This window comes from Streptomyces sp. NPDC091682, from assembly GCF_044756625.1.
Taxonomy (GTDB): domain Bacteria; phylum Actinomycetota; class Actinomycetes; order Streptomycetales; family Streptomycetaceae; genus Streptomyces.
This window is the reverse complement of sequence record NZ_JBIVTH010000036.1, coordinates 21,475-40,903: the sequence shown is the minus strand read 5'-3', so window position 1 is coordinate 40,903 and position 19,429 is coordinate 21,475. Positions and strand designations below refer to the sequence as shown.

At 70.3% G+C, this 19,429-nt stretch carries 12 protein-coding genes, 1 tRNA gene and 1 rRNA gene; 12 read left to right on the top strand and 2 right to left on the bottom strand.

What is annotated here, in order from left to right:
* The 4 genes from rrf to ACIQK6_RS40635 form a co-directional block, all read left to right on the top strand.
* Positions 1-93 (top strand): 5S ribosomal RNA (gene rrf, locus ACIQK6_RS40650); the annotation flags it as partial.
* A gap of 5 nt (positions 94-98) precedes the next feature.
* Positions 99-174: transfer RNA gene (locus tag ACIQK6_RS40645), tRNA-Thr, on the top strand.
* Positions 175-642, top strand: a complete 468-nt coding sequence (locus tag ACIQK6_RS40640) for a hypothetical protein (RefSeq protein WP_329098755.1) — start codon at positions 175-177, stop codon at positions 640-642.
* A gap of 260 nt (positions 643-902) precedes the next feature.
* A complete protein-coding gene (locus tag ACIQK6_RS40635) occupies positions 903-1,517 on the top strand; it encodes an HdeD family acid-resistance protein (protein WP_402697470.1) in 615 nt (204 codons plus the stop codon).
* Positions 1,518-1,621: 104 nt separating this feature from the next.
* On the opposite strand, the gene ACIQK6_RS40630 is transcribed toward ACIQK6_RS40635, so the two are convergent.
* Positions 1,622-4,207: a SpoIIE family protein phosphatase gene (locus tag ACIQK6_RS40630; RefSeq protein ID WP_329098753.1), complete on the bottom strand. Its 2,586-nt coding sequence runs from the start codon at positions 4,205-4,207 to the stop codon at positions 1,622-1,624.
* Between the two features lie 169 nt (positions 4,208-4,376).
* Between ACIQK6_RS40630 and ACIQK6_RS40625 the strand changes: the two genes are divergently transcribed.
* The 8 genes from ACIQK6_RS40625 (at position 4,377) to ACIQK6_RS40590 (ending at position 18,237) form a co-directional block, all read left to right on the top strand.
* Complete coding sequence (locus ACIQK6_RS40625; RefSeq protein WP_329098752.1) at positions 4,377-9,911, top strand: HAMP domain-containing protein; 5,535 nt, start codon at positions 4,377-4,379, stop codon at positions 9,909-9,911.
* A 274-nt stretch (positions 9,912-10,185) separates the two neighbouring features.
* Complete coding sequence (locus ACIQK6_RS40620; protein WP_402697468.1) at positions 10,186-10,869, top strand: two-component system response regulator; 684 nt, start codon at positions 10,186-10,188, stop codon at positions 10,867-10,869.
* Positions 10,870-10,983: 114 nt separating this feature from the next.
* The gene (locus tag ACIQK6_RS40615) at positions 10,984-13,773 is read left to right on the top strand and encodes a DNA translocase FtsK (RefSeq protein WP_402697467.1); all 2,790 of its coding nucleotides are present in this window, start codon (positions 10,984-10,986) and stop codon (positions 13,771-13,773) included.
* 220 nt (positions 13,774-13,993) lie between these two features.
* Positions 13,994-14,890, top strand: coding sequence for a RodZ domain-containing protein (locus tag ACIQK6_RS40610; RefSeq protein WP_329098749.1), 897 nt, complete (start codon positions 13,994-13,996; stop codon positions 14,888-14,890).
* 126 nt (positions 14,891-15,016) lie between these two features.
* A complete protein-coding gene (gene rimO, locus ACIQK6_RS40605; protein ID WP_266605584.1) occupies positions 15,017-16,519 on the top strand; it encodes a 30S ribosomal protein S12 methylthiotransferase RimO in 1,503 nt (500 codons plus the stop codon).
* Positions 16,516-17,184 (top strand): CDP-diacylglycerol--glycerol-3-phosphate 3-phosphatidyltransferase, encoded by a 669-nt coding sequence (gene pgsA, locus ACIQK6_RS40600; protein WP_329098744.1) that lies wholly within the window; start codon positions 16,516-16,518, stop codon positions 17,182-17,184. Before rimO ends, pgsA begins: the two co-directional genes overlap by 4 nt.
* Before the next feature lie 53 nt (positions 17,185-17,237).
* Entirely contained in the window at positions 17,238-17,747 is a 510-nt protein-coding gene (locus tag ACIQK6_RS40595; RefSeq protein WP_329107591.1) for a CinA family protein, read from the top strand.
* A gap of 109 nt (positions 17,748-17,856) precedes the next feature.
* Positions 17,857-18,237: a helix-turn-helix domain-containing protein gene (locus ACIQK6_RS40590; protein ID WP_030012484.1), complete on the top strand. Its 381-nt coding sequence runs from the start codon at positions 17,857-17,859 to the stop codon at positions 18,235-18,237.
* Between the two features lie 366 nt (positions 18,238-18,603).
* Here ACIQK6_RS40590 and ACIQK6_RS40585 read toward each other — a convergent pair whose 3' ends face one another.
* Entirely contained in the window at positions 18,604-19,374 is a 771-nt protein-coding gene (locus ACIQK6_RS40585; RefSeq protein ID WP_329098741.1) for an SDR family NAD(P)-dependent oxidoreductase, read from the bottom strand.
* Positions 19,375-19,429 lie beyond the last annotated feature (55 nt).

The following is a 19,429-nucleotide window of genomic DNA, read 5'->3' as shown; positions in this document are numbered from 1 at the left end:
ACGCCCGGTTACATTCCGAACCCGGAAGCTAAGCCTTTCAGCGCCGATGGTACTGCAGGGGGGACCCTGTGGGAGAGTAGGACGCCGCCGAACAACCCGCCCTTTTAGCTCAGTCGGTAGAGCGTCTCCATGGTAAGGAGAAGGTCAACGGTTCGATTCCGTTAAAGGGCTCCAATGAAAAAGGCCCCCGCCAATTGGCGGGGGCCTTTTTTGTTTTCCGGCACGGAACCTGAGGCTAGAAAGGAATCCATGAGTTTCGACATCTTTGTGTGCCGGTTCGAGAACGGTGATCCGACGCCGCTGGACATGAGTGCTGCGCACGAGGTCCTCGCCCCCTATGTGGTGGCACGGGACCCCCGGACGAACTTCCTGCAGGTGCGTACGGCGAAAGGGGAGGAGGCAGGTGTGTTCTTCTCCAGCCCGGGCAACATCACCTTCAACCGCTTCGGAGGCGGCGGAATCATGGACCTCCTGGCCGTCCTGCTGCGCCGGCTGGATGCCGTGCTCGTCATCCCGGGCGGACCAACCCTGATTCAGCGGGACGAGGACCGCGACCTTCTGCCTGCCGCCCTCAGGGACGAGTGGCCCGTCGTCGTGGCCCGCACCGGCGCGGAGATCGATCGGGCGATCCGGGCTTCCTGAACGAACGGGGGAGGGGCCCATCTCTGGTGCGTGCCACCGGGAACGGCCTCGTGAAGACCGCTTTCGTCCTTCACCACGCCTCGACCTGAGGTTGGAGAAGGCTCATGGACGTGCCCGTGTGGCACGGCCGGCACAGGCCTCCGAGGGCCGGAGGGGCGGGCCGTACCAGAGCTGCCTACCATGGATGTGAAGGGTAGATAAGGTACGTCCGGCGGCTTCGAGGTGCCCCCAAGGGCCGCTCGGCTGGCCCAGGAGGCGTGATGACCGTACCCCCCGACGCAGCGGCGCCACAGCACACGCAGGGCGATCCCGAGGACGTCCTCAAACACATCGGGAGCACGTGGCACTGGGCACTCGGCTTCGCCCTCGCGACCCTGATCCCCGGTATCCTGGTGCTCGTCTGGCCCGACGAGACGTTGCACATCCTGGCCGTCATCATCGGTCTGCAGTTCCTGGTGGCGGGCGCGTTCCGGTTCGTCACCGCCTTCTCGCACAGTCGCGACGGCGGGAGCAGGCTGGCGGGTGTCCTGATCGCCATGCTCGCGTTCCTGGCGGGCGTCCTGGTGTTGCGCCATCCGATGCAGACGATCGGCGCACTGAGCTTGATCATCGGCGTGTTCTGGTTGCTGTCCGGAGTGCTCGCGGCGTTCACCGCGATCGCCGACCACACGCTGGTGCACCGGGGCCTGCAGTTCGGCCTGGGGGCTCTCGGCGCCGTCGCCGGAATCGTCGTGCTCTGCTTCCCGGTGGACTCCGCCGTGGCCCTGACACGGCTGCTGGGACTCTGGCTCGTCCTGCTGGGCGTGTTCGAGCTGGTGATGGCATTCGCACTGCGTTCGGCCACCCGCCAGGTTGCGTCGGCCCGTCCGGAGTGAAGACCGGGCGTCGCCGGACCCGTACTTCCGCGAACTGAACTGAACTGAACTGAGCCTGGGCCCGGCGCACGCCGGGCCCAGGTCTTTGCGGAGACGGGCCCCGACTATTCGCCCATGCGCTGTTCCGGGACGCGGAAAGCGAGGATCGCCATGTCGTCCGACGCGGGTTCCGCGGCGAAGCGTTCCACCGCCCGCAGGACGCGGGAGGCGACCGCGCCCGCGGTGAGGCCCGTACACGTGGTGAGGACTTCGGTGAGGCCGTCGTCGCCCAGCATGCGGGTGCCCTCGCGGCGTTCGGTCACACCGTCGGTGACGCAGAGCAGCACATCGCCCGGGTCGAGGGTGAGGGTCTGTTCGTAGAGGTCAAGGTCGTCGATCACGCCCAGCAGCGGCTGCGGGTCCGCGGCAGCGTCGACCTGGCCGTTCGGGCGCAGGCGCAGCGGCAGCGGGTGGCCCGCGCAGACGACCTTCATCAGCGCGCCGCCGTCGGGCTGGGGGTGGAGCTCGCCGTAGAGGAGGGTGAGGAAGCGGCTGCGGGTGCCCTCGTCGAGGATGGCCGCGTTGAGGCGTTCGAGGACCGCCGGGCCGCCGAGGCCCTCGCGGGCCAGCAGGCGCAGCGCGTGCCGGGCGAGGCCCGTGACGGCGGCGGCCTCCGGGCCCGTACCGCAGACGTCGCCGATGGCGAAGCCGTACGCGCCGTCGCGGATCGGGAAGACGTCGTAGAAGTCACCGCCGACCTCGTTGCCCTCGCCGGCCGCGCGGTAGATCACCTCGACCTCCATGCCGGGGATCGCGGGGGAGCCGGGCGGCAACAGGCTGCGCTGGAGGGAGCGGCTGATCGCGGTGCGCTCCGAATACAGGCGGGCGTTGTCGAGGGCCAGGGCGGCGCGGCGGGAGAGGTCCTCGGCGAGTTCGAGGATCTCCTGACGGAAGTGCTCCTCCCGCGGCTTGCCGAGGGTCAGCATGCCGATCACGCGGTTGCGGGCGAGGAGGGGCAGGACCACCGTCTCGCCGCCGACCGCGGCGGTCGCCTCCGGCCACGGGCGGGCGCCGGCCTCGCGGACCGGTTCGGGCGGGCTGAGCCGGGACAGCAGGTCCTTCAGGCCGTCGATGCGTTCCTCGTCCTCGTGGAGCACGTAGGAGAGGTACGGATCGGAGGACTGGTCGGCGATCGTGTAGACGGCGCACCAGGTGGCCAGGGTCGGGACGGTCATCTGGGCCATGAGGGCCAGGGTCTGGTCCCGGTCGAGGGTGCCGGCCAGCAGGTCGGAGGCCTCGACGAGGAAGGAGAGGGAACCGCGGCGCAGGCGCTCCAGTTCGCCGAGTCGAGCGGATTCGACGGCGAGGGCGATGCGGTCGGCGGCGAACTGGAGGTGCAGGGCTTCTTCGTTGGAGTAGCGGCCGGGAGTTTCGGCGGCGACGCCGAGTGAGCCGGTGAGGCGGCCTTCCACCTTCAGGGGGACGGTGACGGCGGAGCGCATGCCGGTGGCCTCGAGGAGCGGCACGGCTCCGGGGGAGGCGATGAGGTCGTCGTGGACGGCGGGCATGCGGGCGGAGCCGTAGCGGTTGGTGCCGGCCTCGACGGGGACGCGGGCGAAGCGCTGGCGGGTGGAGGGCAGGCCGGTGGTGGCGCGGACCTCCAGCTCGGTCTCGTCGTCGGTGGCGAGCAGCAGGAAGGCGGAGTCGGCGTCGAGGAGGTCGCGGGCGCGCTCCACGGTGCGCTGGAGGAGCCCGTCCAGGTCGTCGGGGGCGGGGGAGCCGATGAAGACCTCGAAGGGGTCCGTGGGGCGGGGCTCGGTGAAGTGGCCGCCTTCGGAGGTGGGTACCCGTACCGGGGTCTGTAGCAGGGCGCGCTCGTCGTCGTGGACGAGGAGGCAGACGATGGACGGTTCGCCGTGGGCGTCGCGGACCCGCAGGTGCGAGGCGAAGACGGGGATGACGCGGCCGTCGGCGCCGCGGACGCCGTAGCTGCCCTCCCAGCGGGACAGGCGCAGGGCCTCGGCGATGCCGGTTCCGGTGCCGGGGGTCTGGGGCCAGGCGGCGAGCTCGGCGAGCGGGCGGCCGAGCGCCTTCTCGGCGGGGTGGCCGAAGATGTGCTCGGCGTCCTCGTTCCAGGCGGAGATGGCGTCGTCCGCGTCGATCTGGAGGACGGCGACGCGGACCCGACTGTCGGCCAGGGGGAGCAGCTGGTCGGGGACGACGGGGCCCGCGGAGCGGGTACCGACCGGCCGGTCTGGCAGATCGAGACGGAACCACACGTGCTTGTGGGTGGCGGTGTACTCGACGCCCCAGCGGGTGGCGAGGGCGGCGCACAGCATCAGGCCGCGGCCGTTCTCGCGGTCGGGGTCGGCGTAGGGGCGATCGCCGGGGTGCTGGAGCGGGAGCTCGCGCTCCGGGTAGCGGTCGGCGACCTCGACCCGTACGCCGCCGTCGGCGCGCAGGCACAGGACCTCGGCCCGGGTGCCGGCGTGGACCACGGCATTGGTGACGAGCTCGCTGGTGAGGACCACCGCGTCGTCGACGATGTCCGCGAAGCCCCAGCCGTGCAGGGTGTCGCGGACGAACCCGCGGGCGGCGGCGACCGAGCGCCCGAGGGGATCGAAGCTGGCAGCCGCCCGTGCCGTGATCACGAGTCTCCTTCGACGCGGTTGGACATCGGGTGCCAGGTTACTTACCTTCGCGGTCGGCATGGTGCCGTCGTGGGGGATTCCACCCGCAGGGTACGGCGGGTGTGCGATGGTGCCGAAGTGTTATGGCCGGGTTCGGCCAGGGTGAAACACTGGGCGGGCTTGCAAGGTCGGCTCGTAGATGAGTCGGGCGTCCGGTGGAAGAGTGGTCGACCCCTTCGGGAGGGACACGGTGGAGTCTGGCGCAGCGGTACGGCGTACGGGAACGAGGCCGAAGGGCGGGCGTTCCCGGCGCAGTGGCACGACGGAGGTCGATACCGCCGCTCTCAACCGGCTGCTCACGGCCCTGGTGTCGATGCGGGACGGGAATTTCCGCAAGCGGCTGACGGTGTCCGGCGAGGGCGTGATGGCGGAGATCGCCGCCGTCTACAACGAGGTGGCCGACCGCAACCTCCACCTGACCGGGGAGCTGTCCCGGGTGCGGCGGATGGTGGGCCGCGAGGGCAAGCTGAGCGAACGGCTGGAAACGGGTGCCTGTGAAGGCTCCTGGGCGGCCGCGATCGATGCCTCGAACCAGTTGGTGGACGATCTGGCCCGGCCGGTGTCCGAGGTGGGCCGGGTGCTGTCGGCGGTGGCCGAGGGCGATCTGGACCAGCGGATGGACCTGCGGACGCAGGCGGCCGAAGGGGCCGGACATCCGCTGCGCGGGGAGTTCCTGAAGGTCGGGCGCACGGTCAACAACCTGGTCGACCAGCTGTCGGCGTTCACCGACGAAGTGACGCGCGTGGCGCTGGAGGTGGGTACCGAGGGCAAGCTCGGTGGTCAGGCCCAGGTGCGCGGGATGTCGGGTTCTTGGAAGGATCTGACCGACTCCGTCAACACGATGGCGTACCGGCTCACCGCCCAGGTGCGTGACATCGCTCTCGTCACGACGGCGGTCGCCAAGGGCGATCTGTCGCGCAAGGTCACGGTGCACGTGGCCGGCGAGATGCTCCAGCTGAAGAACACCGTGAACACGATGGTGGACCAGCTGTCGTCGTTCTCCTCCGAGGTGACCCGCGTCGCCCGCGAGGTGGGTACGGAGGGCGAGCTGGGCGGCCAGGCGAAGGTGCCCGGGGTCGCGGGCGTGTGGAAGGACCTGACCGACTCGGTCAACACCATGGCCGGGAACCTCACGGCCCAGGTGCGCGGGATCGCGCAGGTGACCACGGCGGTCGCGAACGGCGACCTGTCGCAGAAGGTACGGGTCAGCGCGCGCGGCGAGGTGGCGCAGCTGGCCGAAACGATCAACCAGATGACCGAGACGCTACGGACCTTCGCGGACGAGGTCACGCGCGTGGCGAGCGAGGTCGGGGCCAAGGGTCTGCTGGGCGGTCAGGCGCAGGTGCCGGGGGCGGCGGGGACGTGGAAGGACCTCACCGACTCGGTGAACACGGTCTTCCGCAACCTCACCACCCAGGTGCGCGACATTGCGCAGGTGACGACGGCGGTGGCCAACGGCGACCTGTCGCAGAAGGTCACCGTCGACGTGGCTGGCGAGATGCTGGAGTTGAAGAACACCGTCAACACGATGGTGGACCAACTCTCCTCCTTCGGCGCGGAAGTGACGCGTGTGGCCCGTGAGGTCGGCGTCGAGGGTGAGCTGGGCGGTCAGGCGCAGGTGCCGGGGGCGGCGGGGACGTGGAAGGACCTCACCGACTCGGTGAACACCGCCTTCCGCAACCTCACCGGGCAGGTGCGCAACATCGCGCAGGTGACGACGGCGGTCGCCAACGGCGACCTGTCGCAGAAGGTCACCGTGGACGTCTCCGGCGAGATGCTCCAGCTGAAGAACACCGTGAACACGATGGTGGACCAGCTGTCCTCCTTCGCCGACCAGGTCACGCGGATGGCGCGGGACGTGGGTACGGAGGGCCGCCTCGGCGGTCAGGCGCGGGTCGAGGGGGTGTCCGGTACCTGGAAGGAGCTCACCGACTCCGTCAACTTCATGGCCGGGAACCTGACCTCGCAGGTGCGCCAGATCGCCCAGGTGACGACGGCGGTGGCCCGCGGTGACCTGTCGCAGAAGATCGACGTGGACGCCCGGGGCGAGATCCTGGAGCTGAAGAACACCATCAACACGATGGTCGACCAGCTCTCGGCCTTCGCCGAGCAGGTGACCCGGGTGGCCCGCGACGTGGGTACCGAGGGTCGCCTGGGCGGTCAGGCGCAGGTGCCCGGGGTGGCCGGCGTATGGCGCGACCTCACGGACTCGGTGAACGGCATGGCCGGGAACCTGACCTCGCAGGTGCGCAACATCGCCCAGGTCGCGACGGCGGTGGCCCGCGGTGACCTGTCGCAGAAGATCGACGTGGATGCGCGCGGCGAGATCCTGGAGCTGAAGAACACCCTCAACACGATGGTCGACCAGCTCTCGAACTTCGCGGAGCAGGTGACCCGGGTGGCGCGCGAGGTGGGCACCGAGGGCATCCTGGGCGGCCAGGCGGAGGTCAAGGGTGTCTCCGGTACCTGGAAGGACCTCACCCAGTCCGTCAACTTCATGGCGAACAACCTCACGTCCCAGGTGCGCAACATCGCCGAAGTGACCACGGCGGTGGCCATGGGCGACCTCTCCAAGAAGATCACCGTCGATGCCAAGGGCGAGATCCTCGAGCTGGTCACCACCGTGAACACGATGGTGGACCAGCTGTCGTCGTTCGCGGAGCAGGTGACGCGGGTGGCCCGTGAGGTGGGCTCCGAGGGCATCCTCGGCGGTCAGGCCCGGGTGCGCGGGGTGACGGGCATTTGGAAGGACCTGACGGACAACGTCAACCTGATGGCCAACAACCTGACCTCCCAGGTGCGCAACATCTCGCAGGTGTCGGCGGCGGTCGCCAACGGTGACCTGACGAAGAAGGTCACGGTGGAGGCGCGCGGCGAGGTCGCACAGCTCGCCGACACCGTCAACACGATGGTGAAGACCCTGTCCTCGTTCGCGGACGAGGTGACCCGGGTGGCCCGCGAGGTGGGTACGGAGGGCCGTCTGGGCGGTCAGGCGCACGTGCCGGGCGTCTCGGGGACGTGGAAGGACCTCACCGATTCGGTGAACTTCATGGCCTCCAACCTCACCGGTCAGGTGCGGCAGATCGCCATGGTCACGACCGCCATCGCCAAGGGCGACATGACCAAGAAGATCGACATCGATGCCCGCGGCGAGATCCTGGAGCTCAAGACCACCATCAACACGATGGTGGACCAACTGTCCTCGTTCGCCGACCAGGTGACGCGGGTGGCCCGTGAGGTGGGCACCGAGGGAATCCTGGGCGGCCAGGCCCGCGTCCGTGACGTAGACGGCACCTGGCGGGACCTGACGGAGTCCGTGAACGAGATGGCCGGGAACCTCACCCGGCAGGTGCGCGCGATCGCGGCCGTGGCCACCGCGGTGACCCGCGGCGACCTCAACCTGAAGATCGACGTGGACGCGGCGGGCGAGATCCAGGTCCTCCAGGACAACATCAACACGATGATCGCGAACCTGCGCGACACCACCTTGGCCAACAAGGAGCAGGACTGGCTCAAGGGCAACCTCGCCCGGATCTCGGCCCTGATGCAGGGCCGCCGGGAGCTCGACGACGTGGCCTCGCTGATCATGAGCGAGCTGACCCCGGTGGTCTCCGCGCAGCACGGCGCCTTCTTCCTGGCGCTGCCGGCCGGCGGCACCACCGAGATCGGGACGGACGGGGGCGCGGACGGCTCGTACGAGCTGCGGATGCGCGGGAGTTACGCCTACGCGGGCGGTCAGATGCCCATGTCGTTCCGGCCGGGGGAGGGGCTGATCGGGGCGGTCGCCGAGGAGAAGCGGATGATCCTCGTCGAGAACACCCCGCCGGGCTACCTGAAGATCTCCTCGGGCCTGGGCGAGGCGCCGCCGGCGCACGTGATCGTCCTGCCGGTGCTCTTCGAGGGGAAGGTGCTCGGCGTCATCGAGCTGGCCTCCTTCACGCCGTTCACGCAGATCCAGAAGGACTTCCTCAGCCAGATCGCCGAGATGATCGGTACGAGCGTCAACACCATCAGCGTCAACTCCAAGACGGAGATGCTGCTGAAGCAGTCGCAGGAGATGACCGAGCAGCTGCGCGAGCGCTCCGACGAGCTGGAGAACCGGCAGAAGGCCCTGCAGGCCGCCAATGCGGAGCTGGAGGAGAAGGCCGAGCTGCTGGCCCAGCAGAACCGGGACATCGAGGTGAAGAACACCGAGATCGAGGAGGCCCGGCAGGTCCTGGAGGAACGTGCCGAGCAGCTCGCGGTCTCGATGCGCTACAAGTCCGAGTTCCTGGCGAACATGTCGCACGAGCTGCGGACCCCGCTCAACTCGCTGCTGATCCTGGCCAAGCTGCTCGCCGACAACGCGGAGGGGAACCTCTCGCCGAAGCAGGTGGAGTTCGCCGAGACCATTCACGGCGCGGGTTCGGACCTGCTCCAGCTGATCAACGACATCCTCGACCTGTCGAAGGTCGAGGCCGGGAAGATGGACGTCTCGCCGACCCGGATCGCGCTGGTCCAGCTCGTGGACTACGTGGAGGCGACCTTCCGGCCGCTGACCGCGGAGAAGGGCCTGGACTTCTCGGTACGGGTCTCCCCGGAGCTGCCCGCCACGCTGCACACCGACGAGCAGCGGCTGCTCCAGGTGCTGCGCAACCTGCTGTCCAACGCGGTGAAGTTCACCGACACGGGGGCGGTGGAGCTGGTGATCCGGCCGGCCGGCGCCGATGTGCCCGCCGCGATCCGCGAGCAGCTGCTGGAGGCCGGTTCGCTGCGGGAGGCGGACGCGGACCTGATCGCCTTCTCGGTCACCGACACCGGGATCGGTATCGCCGCGAGCAAGATGCTGGTGATCTTCGAGGCGTTCAAGCAGGCGGACGGGACGACGAGCCGCAAGTACGGCGGCACCGGGCTGGGGCTGTCCATCAGCCGGGAGATCGCCCGGCTGCTGGGCGGCGAGATCCACGCGGCCAGCGAGCCCGGCCGCGGGTCCACCTTCACGCTGTACCTGCCGCTGCACCCGAGCGAGCTGCCTCCGCAGGGGTACGCGCCGCCGACCCCCGGCGGCGCCCGCGGCGAGCTGTACCGCAGGTCGCTGGACGGAGGCCGACCGGCGCTGCCGGGTACTCAGGCGGGGCCTTCGGCCATGCCGTCGGTCCAGGCGCAGCAGGTGCGGCCGGCGCTGTCGGCGGCCGAGCCGGCCGGGCCGGGGCAGGGCGGCGGGGCCGCGCTGTTCCGGCGGCGGCGCAAGGCGGCGAGCGATCTGGAGCCGCGTACGGCGGTGCCGGGCCAGCCGAACGTGGTGGGGGCCGAGGACGGCTGGGGCAGCGCGGAGGAGGATCTTCCGGTGGTGCCCCGGACGTACGACTTCCACGGCGAGAAGGTGCTCATCGTCGACGACGACGTGCGCAACGTCTTCGCGCTCACCAGCGTGCTGGAGCAGCACGGACTGGCCGTGCTGTACGCGGAGAACGGGCGGGAGGGCATCGAAGTCCTGGAGCAGCACGACGACGTGACGGTCGTACTGATGGACATCATGATGCCCGAGATGGACGGGTACGCGACGACCTCGGCGATCCGGCGGATGCCGCAGTTCGCCGGGCTGCCGATCATCGCGTTGACGGCGAAGGCGATGAAGGGGGACCGGGAGAAGGCGATCGATTCCGGTGCTTCCGACTACGTCACCAAGCCGGTCGATCCCGACTACCTGCTGTCGGTGATGGAGCAGTGGATGCGCGGCAAGTGATCGTCGGGAGAGCGGAAGGGCGCCGATCGCCGACTCACCCAGCCCGGGGCGGTGTGGGAGGGCGGCGAACGGGGAACCTTCTGCTCTCCCGCCGCGTTTGCGCTTCGTGCACAGTGACATCTTGGTGACAGGGTGTGGCGATCTCGGGACTGGGGCTACGATGACCGGCACAAGGACGGACGGCGCAAGGATGCCGTCCTCTGGGGCGGGGTCCGGCGCACAGGCCGGAACCCGGAGCCGGGGAGGCCCCATGCCGGGGCGAGGAGGACAGGGCATGGTGCAGAAGGCCAAGATCCTCCTGGTCGACGACCGGCCGGAGAATCTGCTGGCGCTGGAGGCCATCCTCTCCGCGCTCGATCAGACACTGGTCCGGGCGTCGTCGGGGGAGGAAGCGCTCAAAGCGCTGCTGACGGACGATTTCGCGGTCATCCTGCTGGATGTCCAGATGCCGGGCATGGACAGATTCGAAACGGCCGCGCACATCAAGCGGCGGGAACGGACCCGGGACATCCCGATCATCTTCCTCACCGCGATCAACCACGGTCCGCACCACACGTTCCGCGGCTACGCGGCGGGTGCGGTCGACTACATCTCCAAGCCCTTCGACCCGTGGGTGCTGCGGGCCAAGGTCTCGGTCTTCGTGGAGCTGTACACGAAGAACTGCCAACTGCGGGAGCAGGCCGCCCTGCTGCGGCTCCAGCTGGAGGGCGGCAGCTCGGGCGGCGTGGACGCGGGCAAGGAGACGGCCGGACTGCTGGCCGAGCTCTCCGCCCGGCTCGCGGCGGTCGAGGAGCAGGCCGAGGCGCTGACGAAGCAGCTCGGCGAGGATGCGGCCGACGCCGGCGTGGTGGCGACCGCGGCCCACCTGGAGCGCAAACTCACCGGACTGCGCAGGGCACTCGACGCACTGGAGCCCGGGACCGCCGGAGGGGCTTCGGTCCTGCCCGCGCAGAACTGACCGTGTGGGGTCGGGACTGGTGGTGCGTCAAAGCGCCTACGGAGCCGACGACACGAACGGGTGAAGGGGTGGGCACGCGTGTCCACCGGCGCGCGCACCGGTAACCTCGGGCCCATGTCACGTACGTCCGGTAAGGGTTCCCAGAGCACCGCGGGCACCGCGAAGGGCCGCACCGGCCGTACGACGGCGCCGGCCAAGAAGGCCGCGCCCGCGCGCAAGCCCCCGGCGAAGAAGGCCGCCGCCAAGCGCCCTCCGGTCAAGAAGGTCGCGGCCAAGCCGGCGCCCTCCCCGACCGGAGGCGTGGTGCGGCTGGTGCGCGCCGTCTGGCTGGGCTGCGCGCACGCGGTCGGCGCCGTCTTCCGCGGGATCGGTCAGGGGGCGAGGAACCTGGACCCCGCGCACCGCAAGGACGGCGTGGCGCTGCTGCTGCTCGCCCTCGCGCTGATCGTGGCGGCCGGCACCTGGTCGAATCTGAGCGGTCCCGTCGGGGATCTGGTCACGATGCTGATCACCGGCCTCTTCGGACGGCTGGACCTGCTCGTGCCGATCCTGCTCGGCGTCATGGCGGTGCGTTTCATCCGCCATCCCGAACAGACCGATGCCAACGGCCGCATCGGCATCGGTCTGTCCGCCCTGGTCATCGGGGTTCTGGGACTGGTCCACATCGCCTGCGGGGCGCCCGGTCGGGACGAGGGCACCACCGCCATGCAGAACGCGGGCGGGCTCATCGGTTGGGGCGCCTCCAAGCCGTTGATCTTCACCATGGGCGCGCCGCTGGCCGTGCCCATGCTGGTGCTGCTCACGATCTTCGGGCTGCTCGTGGTCACGGCGACCCCGGTCAACGCGATCCCGCAGCGGCTGCGCAGGCTCGGCATCCGGCTCGGGATCATCGCCCCGAACGAGTACGACGAGGGCTACGGAGAAGACGCGGCCGCCGGCGGCGAGCGGCACGACCCGGAGCAGTGGCGGGCCCGCGGCGGAGCGGGCGCGGGCTCCGGCGACTCCGCGGACGAAGCCGAGGAGGAGGCGCTCGCCCGGCGGCGCAGGCCGCGCAGGGCCCCGGCCCGGCCCGCCATGGAGCGGGGGATGGACGCCGTCGACGTGGCCGCCGCGGCCGCCGCCGCCCTGGACGGGGTGGTCTACGGCGGAATGCCGCCCTCCCCGCTCGTCGCCGACCTCACGCAGGGGATCACCGTCGAGCGGGAGGGCTCGGAGCCCACCGCTCCGGTGCCGACCGCCCGCGCGGAGCGCCCCGTACCGGACCACACTCCCGAGCGGGCCCCCGAAGCCGACTCCGCCCCCGCCGCCGGGCGGCCGCACGCGACCACCGCCGCGGCCTCCGGGACGCTGGCGGTGCCCGACCTGACCAAGGCTCCGCCCCAGGCCCAGGCGCTGCCGCCGCGCGCCGAGCAGCTCCAGCTGCGCGGGGACATCACGTACGCGCTGCCCTCGCTCGACCTGCTGGAGAAGGGCGGGCCCGGCAAGACCCGCAGCGCCGCCAACGACGCGGTCGTCGCCTCGCTGCGCAACGTGTTCACCGAGTTCAAGGTCGACGCGGACGTCACCGGCTTCACCCGGGGGCCGACGGTGACCCGGTACGAGGTCACCTTGGGCGCCGCGGTCAAGGTCGAGCGGATCACCGCCCTCACCAAGAACATCGCCTACGCCGTGGCCTCGCCGGACGTCCGGATCATCAGCCCGATCCCGGGCAAGTCCGCGGTCGGCATCGAGATCCCGAACACCGACCGCGAGATGGTCAACCTCGGTGACGTGCTGCGCCTCGCGGACGCGGCCGAGGACGACCACCCGATGCTGGTCGCGCTCGGGAAGGACGTCGAGGGCGGCTACGTCATGGCCAACCTCGCCAAGATGCCGCACGTGCTGGTCGCCGGTGCGACCGGCTCCGGCAAGTCCTCCTGCATCAACTGCCTGATCACCTCGATCATGGTCCGGGCCACCCCGGAGGACGTCCGGATGGTCCTCGTGGATCCCAAGCGGGTCGAGCTGACGGCGTACGAGGGCATCCCGCACCTGATCACGCCCATCATCACCAACCCCAAGCGGGCCGCCGAGGCGCTCCAGTGGGTCGTGCGCGAGATGGACCTGCGCTACGACGACCTGGCGGCCTTCGGCTACCGGCACATCGACGACTTCAACCGGGCCATTCGGGACGGCAAGATCAAACTGCCGCCGGGCAGCGAGCGGGAGCTCAGCCCGTACCCGTACCTGCTGGTGATCGTCGACGAGCTCGCCGACCTGATGATGGTGGCCCCGCGCGACGTCGAGGACTCGATCGTCCGCATCACCCAGCTGGCCCGTGCGGCCGGCATCCACCTGGTGCTCGCCACCCAGCGGCCCTCGGTGGACGTGGTCACCGGCCTGATCAAGGCGAACGTGCCCTCGCGCCTCGCCTTCGCCACCTCCTCGCTCGCGGACAGCCGGGTCATCCTCGACCAGCCGGGCGCCGAGAAGCTGATCGGCAAGGGCGACGGGCTGTTCCTGCCGATGGGCGCGAACAAGCCGGTCCGCCTCCAGGGCGCCTTCGTCACCGAGGACGAGATCGCCGGGATCGTCCAGCACTGCAAGGACCAGATGGCGCCCGTCTTCCGGGACGACGTCACCGTCGGCCAGAAGCAGAAGAAGGAGATCGACGAGGACATCGGCGACGACCTGGACCTGCTGTGCCAGGCGGCGGAGCTGGTGGTCTCCACGCAGTTCGGGTCCACCTCGATGCTCCAGCGCAAGTTGCGGGTGGGCTTCGCGAAGGCCGGGCGGCTTATGGACCTCATGGAGTCGCGCGGCATCGTCGGCCCGAGCGAGGGTTCGAAGGCGCGCGACGTCCTGCTGAAGGCCGATGACCTGGACGGGGTGCTCGCCGTGATCCGCGGCGAGGCCCATCCGTAATGAAATCGCGGGCAACCGTTTCCCTTGGACCCGCGTCAAGTTGAAGAGAGGTGGCGGTAGGCGCACGAGCTCCTGCACGGCGCCGGGCCGCCGCACCCGAGCACGACCTCCCTTCGCCATTCGGATGGCGTAGGGAGTGCACCCTCCGGTTGCTCCACCCTTTCGTCACCCCCCTAGACTGGACTTCCAGCAGGTGGCTACACGCTCGAAAGGCGCCCACGTGTCCATCGGCAACTCCAACTCCCCCGAAGAAGAGCGGCCTTCGACCGACGACCGGTCCGAGGACCGCATCGTCGAACGTCCCGTCGAAGGCCCGTCCATCGGGACGGCCCTCAAGAAGGCCCGGATCGCCGCCGGGCTCACCGTCGACGAGGTCAGTTCCACCACCCGCGTGCGCATCCCGATCGTGCACGCGATCGAAGAGGACGACTTCACGCGGTGCGGCGGCGACGTCTACGCCCGCGGTCACATTCGTACGCTCGCCCGCGCCGTGGCCCTCGATCCGGCACCCCTGGTCGAGAGCTACGACGCGGCCCACGGCGGCCGGCCGGCACCCACGCCCGCCGCGCCGATGTTCGAGGCCGAGCGGATCCGCCCCGAGCGGCAGCGGCCCAACTGGACCGCGGCCATGGTCGCCGCCATCGTCGCCGTGATCGGCTTCGTGGGCTTCACCGCCTTCAGCGGTGGCGACGAGAAGGACAAGCGCCCGGTGGCGGAAGGTTCCGCCTCCCCCAAGCCCGCACCCAAGCAGACCGGCGCCAAGCCGGTCGCCCAGCCCCAGCAGACCCCGCAGGCGCCCAAGCCGGAGCCCTCGGACAGTGCGATCGCCGCCGCGCCCAAGGACCTCGTCACCGTGGTCCTGACGGCCGACACGGGCGAGAGCTGGATCTCCGCGAAGGACTCCACCGGACGGCTGCTCTTCGACGGCACCCTCACGCAGGGTGAGTCCAAGACCTTCACGGACAAGGAGTCCATCGACCTCGTGCTCGGCGACGCCGGGGCCGTGAAGCTCTTCGTGAACGGCAAGGAGATCAAGGACGACTTCCAGCCCGGTCAGGTGGAGCGTCTGAAATACACGAAGGCCGACCCCCTCCAGGACCAGCCCCAGGCGGGCTGAGGCGGGACCGCCCTAGGGCGGAAGGCTTGAATCCGGATCCCCGGGGTGCTGCGCCGCACTCCGGGGATCTTGCTGTAGGGGGACATGCGGCAGGGGTCGACGCCGGGACGAAGTAGTCTTGAGTCCATGCCCGAACGCCGTACCGTCGCCCTTGTCACTCTTGGCTGCGCCCGTAACGAGGTGGACTCGGAGGAGCTCGCAGGCCGCTTGGCGGCGGATGGCTGGGAGCTCGTCGAGGACGCCGCCGATGCGGACGTAGCCGTCGTCAACACCTGCGGCTTCGTCGAAGCCGCCAAAAAGGACTCCGTAGACGCCCTGCTGGAAGCCAACGATCTCAAGGATCACGGCAAGACCCAGGCCGTCGTCGCCGTCGGCTGTATGGCCGAGCGCTACGGCAAGGAACTCGCCGAAGCGCTCCCCGAGGCCGACGGAGTCCTCGGTTTCGACGACTACGCCGACATCTCCGACCGCCTCCAGACCATCCTCAACGGTGGCATCCACGCCTCCCACACCCCGCGCGACCGGCGCAAGCTGCTGCCGATCAGCCCGGCCGCCCGCCAGGACGCCGAGGTCTCCCTGCCGGGCCACGCCCAGTCGGCGCCCGCCGAGGAGCCGGCAGAGGCCCCCGCCGACCTGCCGGACGGGCTCGCGCCCGCCTCGGGCCCGCGCGCCCCCCTGCGCCGCCGCCTGGACAAGAGCCCGGTCGCCTCGGTCAAGCTGGCCTCCGGCTGCGACCGACGCTGCTCCTTCTGCGCCATCCCGTCCTTCCGCGGCTCCTTCATCTCCCGCCGCCCCAGCGACGTGCTGGGCGAGACCCGCTGGCTCGCCGAGCAGGGCGTCAAGGAGATCATGCTGGTCTCCGAGAACAACACCTCGTACGGCAAGGACCTCGGCGACATCCGGCTGCTGGAGACCCTGCTGCCGGAGCTGGCCGAGGTGGACGGCATCGAGCGCGTCCGCGTCAGCTACCTCCAGCCCGCCGAGATGCGGCCCGGCCTGATCGACGTACTCACCTCGACCCCCAAGGTCGTGCCGTACTTCGACCTGTCCTTCCAGCACTCGGCCCCCGACGTGCTGCGCTCCATGCGCCGCTTCGGTGACACCGACCGCTTCCTGGAGCTGCTGGACACCATCCGCTCCAAGGCCCCGACGGCCGGCGTCCGCTCCAACTTCATCGTCGGCTTCCCCGGCGAGAAGGAATCGGACTTCGCGGAGCTGGAGCGTTTCCTCACCCACGCGCGCCTCGACGCCATCGGCGTCTTCGGGTACTCCGACGAGGACGGCACCGAGGCCGTCACCTACGAGAACAAGCTGGACGAGGACACCATCGCCGAGCGGCTCGCGCACATGCAGCGGCTCGCCGAGGAGCTCACCTCGCAGCGTGCCGAGGAACGCATCGGGGAGACCCTCGAAGTGCTCGTCGAGACCGTGGAAGCGGTCGACGAGGACGGCGAGGGCGCCTACGGGCGCGCCGCGCACCAGGCGCCCGAAACGGACGGCCAGGTGGTCTTCACGGACAGCACGGGCCTGGTCCCCGGGCGTATCGTCACGGCAAAGGTGGTCGGCACCCTGGGTGTGGACCTGGTCGCCGAGCCCCTCGGCATGGATCTTGAGGAGGCGGCCGGATGACCGGAGTCCCGGCATCTGCGGCGGGCGGGACCGGCCGTCGGCCGGTACCCGGCGCGAAGCTGGGGGCCGCGGCGGTCAATCAGGCCAGCCTGTGGAACATCGCCAACATCCTGACGATGATCCGGCTCGTGCTCGTGCCGGGCTTCGTCGTGCTGCTGCTCGCCGACGGCGGCTACGACCCGGCGTGGCGGGCCTGGGCCTGGGCGGCGTTCGCCGTCGCCATGATCACGGACATCTTCGACGGGCACCTGGCCCGGACGTACAACCTGGTCACGGACTTCGGCAAGATCGCCGACCCCATCGCCGACAAGGCGATCATGGGGTCGGCGCTGATCTGTCTCTCCTGGCTCGGTGACCTCCCCTGGTGGGTGACCGGGGTGATCCTCGGACGGGAGCTCGGGATCACCCTGATGCGCTTCTGGGTCATCCGCTACGGCGTGATTCCGGCCAGCCGGGGCGGAAAGCTGAAGACCCTCGCACAGGGCACGGCCGTGGGCATGTATGTCCTCGCGCTGACCGGGGCGCTGGCGACCATGCGCTTCTGGGTGATGGCGATCGCCGTCGTGCTGACCGTCGTCACCGGTTTGGACTACATCCGACAGGCGGTCGTGCTGCGCCGCCAGGGTCTCGCCGAGGAGCGGGCCGAGGAGCGGGCCGCGCGGTGACCCACCCGGCGGGGGACTTTCCGGCGGCACAAGCCGCTTCGGGAGCGGCGGGTGTGGCCGCAGTGGCTGAGGATGCGCTACGCCTCCTTGCGGAGAGTGACCAGACCCTTGCCGTGGCGGAATCGCTGACGGGCGGGATGGTGGCCGCCGAGCTGACGGCGGTCCCCGGAGCCTCCCGGTCCTTCCGCGGCTCGGTCACCGCGTACGCGACGGAGATCAAGCACGTGGTCCTCGGGGTGGACGCGGGATTGCTCGCAGCCGAAGGTGCGGTGAACGCGCAGGTCGCGGCGGAGATGGCGGCCGGTGTGCGGCGCGTGATGGGGGCTTCGTGGGGGATCTCGACCACAGGGGTGGCCGGTCCGGAGCCGCAGGACGGGCAGCCGGTGGGCACCGTTTTCGTCGCGGTGGACGGTCCAGGGGGCAGGAAAACGGTCCGTCTGAGGTTGAAAGGCTCCCGCGCGGAAATTCGTAGGGAGAGTGCACGCACAGTGCTCAGGCTTCTCTCGGACCAACTCCGCGAGAATGCGCGGGGGCAGGATACGGAACAGAACGGGGGGATTTGATGTTTGCAGCCCTGAGTGAACACGACATCGCTCCCCGCACGGCCGCGGCGCGAGGCGGTACGGTGGGGCGTGAAGGATGCGGCTACACGGTCAGAGGAGGGAGCCACCGATGATTCTGCTCCGTCGCCTGCTGGGTGACGTGCTGCGTCGGCAGCGCCAGCGCCAGGGCCGTACTCTGCGCGAAGTCTCCTCGTCGGCCCGAGTTTCTCTCGGCTATCTTTCCGAGGTGGAGCGGGGGCAGAAGGAGGCATCCTCCGAGCTGCTCTCCGCGATCTGCGACGCGTTGGACGTACGGATGTCCGAGCTGATGCGCGAAGTCAGTGACGAACTGTCGCTGGCCGAGCTGGCACAGTCGGCCGCGGCAAGCGAACCGGTCAGCGTGCCGGTCCGCCCGATGCTCAATTCGGTCTCCATGGCTTCGGTCACGGGTGGACCGGAGCGGGTGACCATCAAGGCACCTGCGGAAGCGGTGAATGTCGTAGCCGCGTGAGCGAGCACGTGCGTGTTTGAGCGTGGCCGGAGCCCCGGCCGGTGCCTGGTGCACCGGCCGGGGCTCCCGGCCGTTCTGGGTGCGGGGGCGCGGGGGGTGCGGGAGGATGGGGCCGTCCGGGTTCCGGCCCCTGGGAGGCGTTCGTGCGGCGATTGCTGCGCACACCCGCGGTGTCGGTCCTCGCGCTGACGGCGGGGGCGCTGTGGTGGTGGGCCGTGCTGCGGCTGGTACTGGCACCCGCCGAGTCCGGGGCCGTGGAGGGTGCGGTGGCGGTGGGCGGGTGGGGGCTGGGCCTGCTGCCGGTGCACTGCGTGCCGGGCCCGGTGCGGAAGGCGCGGTGGACGGTGCGGCGGGCGGTCGATGGGGCTACCAGGGCATGGACACCCCACCGTTCGGGCGAAGGATCTGACCCGTCATGAAGGACGAGGCGTCCGAGGCCAGGTAGAGCACCGCACGGGCGATGTCCTCGGGCTCGCCGACCCGGCGCAGCGGGGACATCCGGACCATCGCCGCCTCGGTCTGCTCTTGGACCTCGGGGCTGTGGCGGCCGGTCATGGGGGTGCGGATCCAGCCCGGGGCGACGGCGTTGACCCGTATGCCGTGCGGGCCGGCCTCGGTGGCGAGTGTCTTGGTCAGCTGGACGACGGCGGCCTTGGCGGCGCTGTAGCAGAGCAGGCCGGGCTGGGCGGCGTCCACGGCCCCGGAGGCCATGGTGACGAGGGAGCCGGGGCGGCCCGCCGCGATCATGGAACGGGCGGCTTCCTGGCAGGTGAGCAGGACCCCCTTGAAATTGATGTCCAGGATCCGGTCGAGGTCCTCGTCGGTGGTCTCCAGGACACTGCTCGTGTGCATGACCCCGGCGATGGCGGCCGTGATGTCGAGCGGGCCCGCCGCAGTGACGGCCGCCCGGAGCGCGGCCCGGTCGGTGACGTCGAGCGGGTGGACGGTGGCGGTGCCGCCGGCCTTGGCGACGAGTGCGGCCGTCTCGGCGAGGCCCTGCTCGTCGCGGTCCGCGCAGTGCACGTGCGCCCCCGCCTCGGCGAGCAGGACGGCGGTGGCGCGGCCGATGCCGCTGGCGGCGCCGGTGATCAGGGCGGTGCGGCCGGTGAGGCCGTACGGGGCTGTGGGTGTGGGCATGCCGGGACCGTACGACCGAATCTGACGGACCGTCAATCGGTGTGCCCGGTCGGGT

Coding starts and splice junctions, on each gene's coding strand:
- ACIQK6_RS40640 (WP_329098755.1), top strand. CDS start 175: ATGAAAAAGGCCCCCGCCAATTGGCGGGGGCCTTTTTTGTTTTCCGGC.
- ACIQK6_RS40590 (WP_030012484.1), top strand. CDS start 17,857: ATGATTCTGCTCCGTCGCCTGCTGGGTGACGTGCTGCGTCGGCAGCGC.
- ACIQK6_RS40630 (WP_329098753.1), bottom strand. CDS start 4,207: ATGCCGACCGCGAAGGTAAGTAACCTGGCACCCGATGTCCAACCGCGT.
- pgsA (WP_329098744.1), top strand. CDS start 16,516: ATGACCGGAGTCCCGGCATCTGCGGCGGGCGGGACCGGCCGTCGGCCG.
- ACIQK6_RS40620 (WP_402697468.1), top strand. CDS start 10,186: ATGGTGCAGAAGGCCAAGATCCTCCTGGTCGACGACCGGCCGGAGAAT.
- rimO (WP_266605584.1), top strand. CDS start 15,017: ATGCCCGAACGCCGTACCGTCGCCCTTGTCACTCTTGGCTGCGCCCGT.
- ACIQK6_RS40585 (WP_329098741.1), bottom strand. CDS start 19,374: ATGCCCACACCCACAGCCCCGTACGGCCTCACCGGCCGCACCGCCCTG.
- ACIQK6_RS40615 (WP_402697467.1), top strand. CDS start 10,984: ATGTCACGTACGTCCGGTAAGGGTTCCCAGAGCACCGCGGGCACCGCG.
- ACIQK6_RS40635 (WP_402697470.1), top strand. CDS start 903: ATGACCGTACCCCCCGACGCAGCGGCGCCACAGCACACGCAGGGCGAT.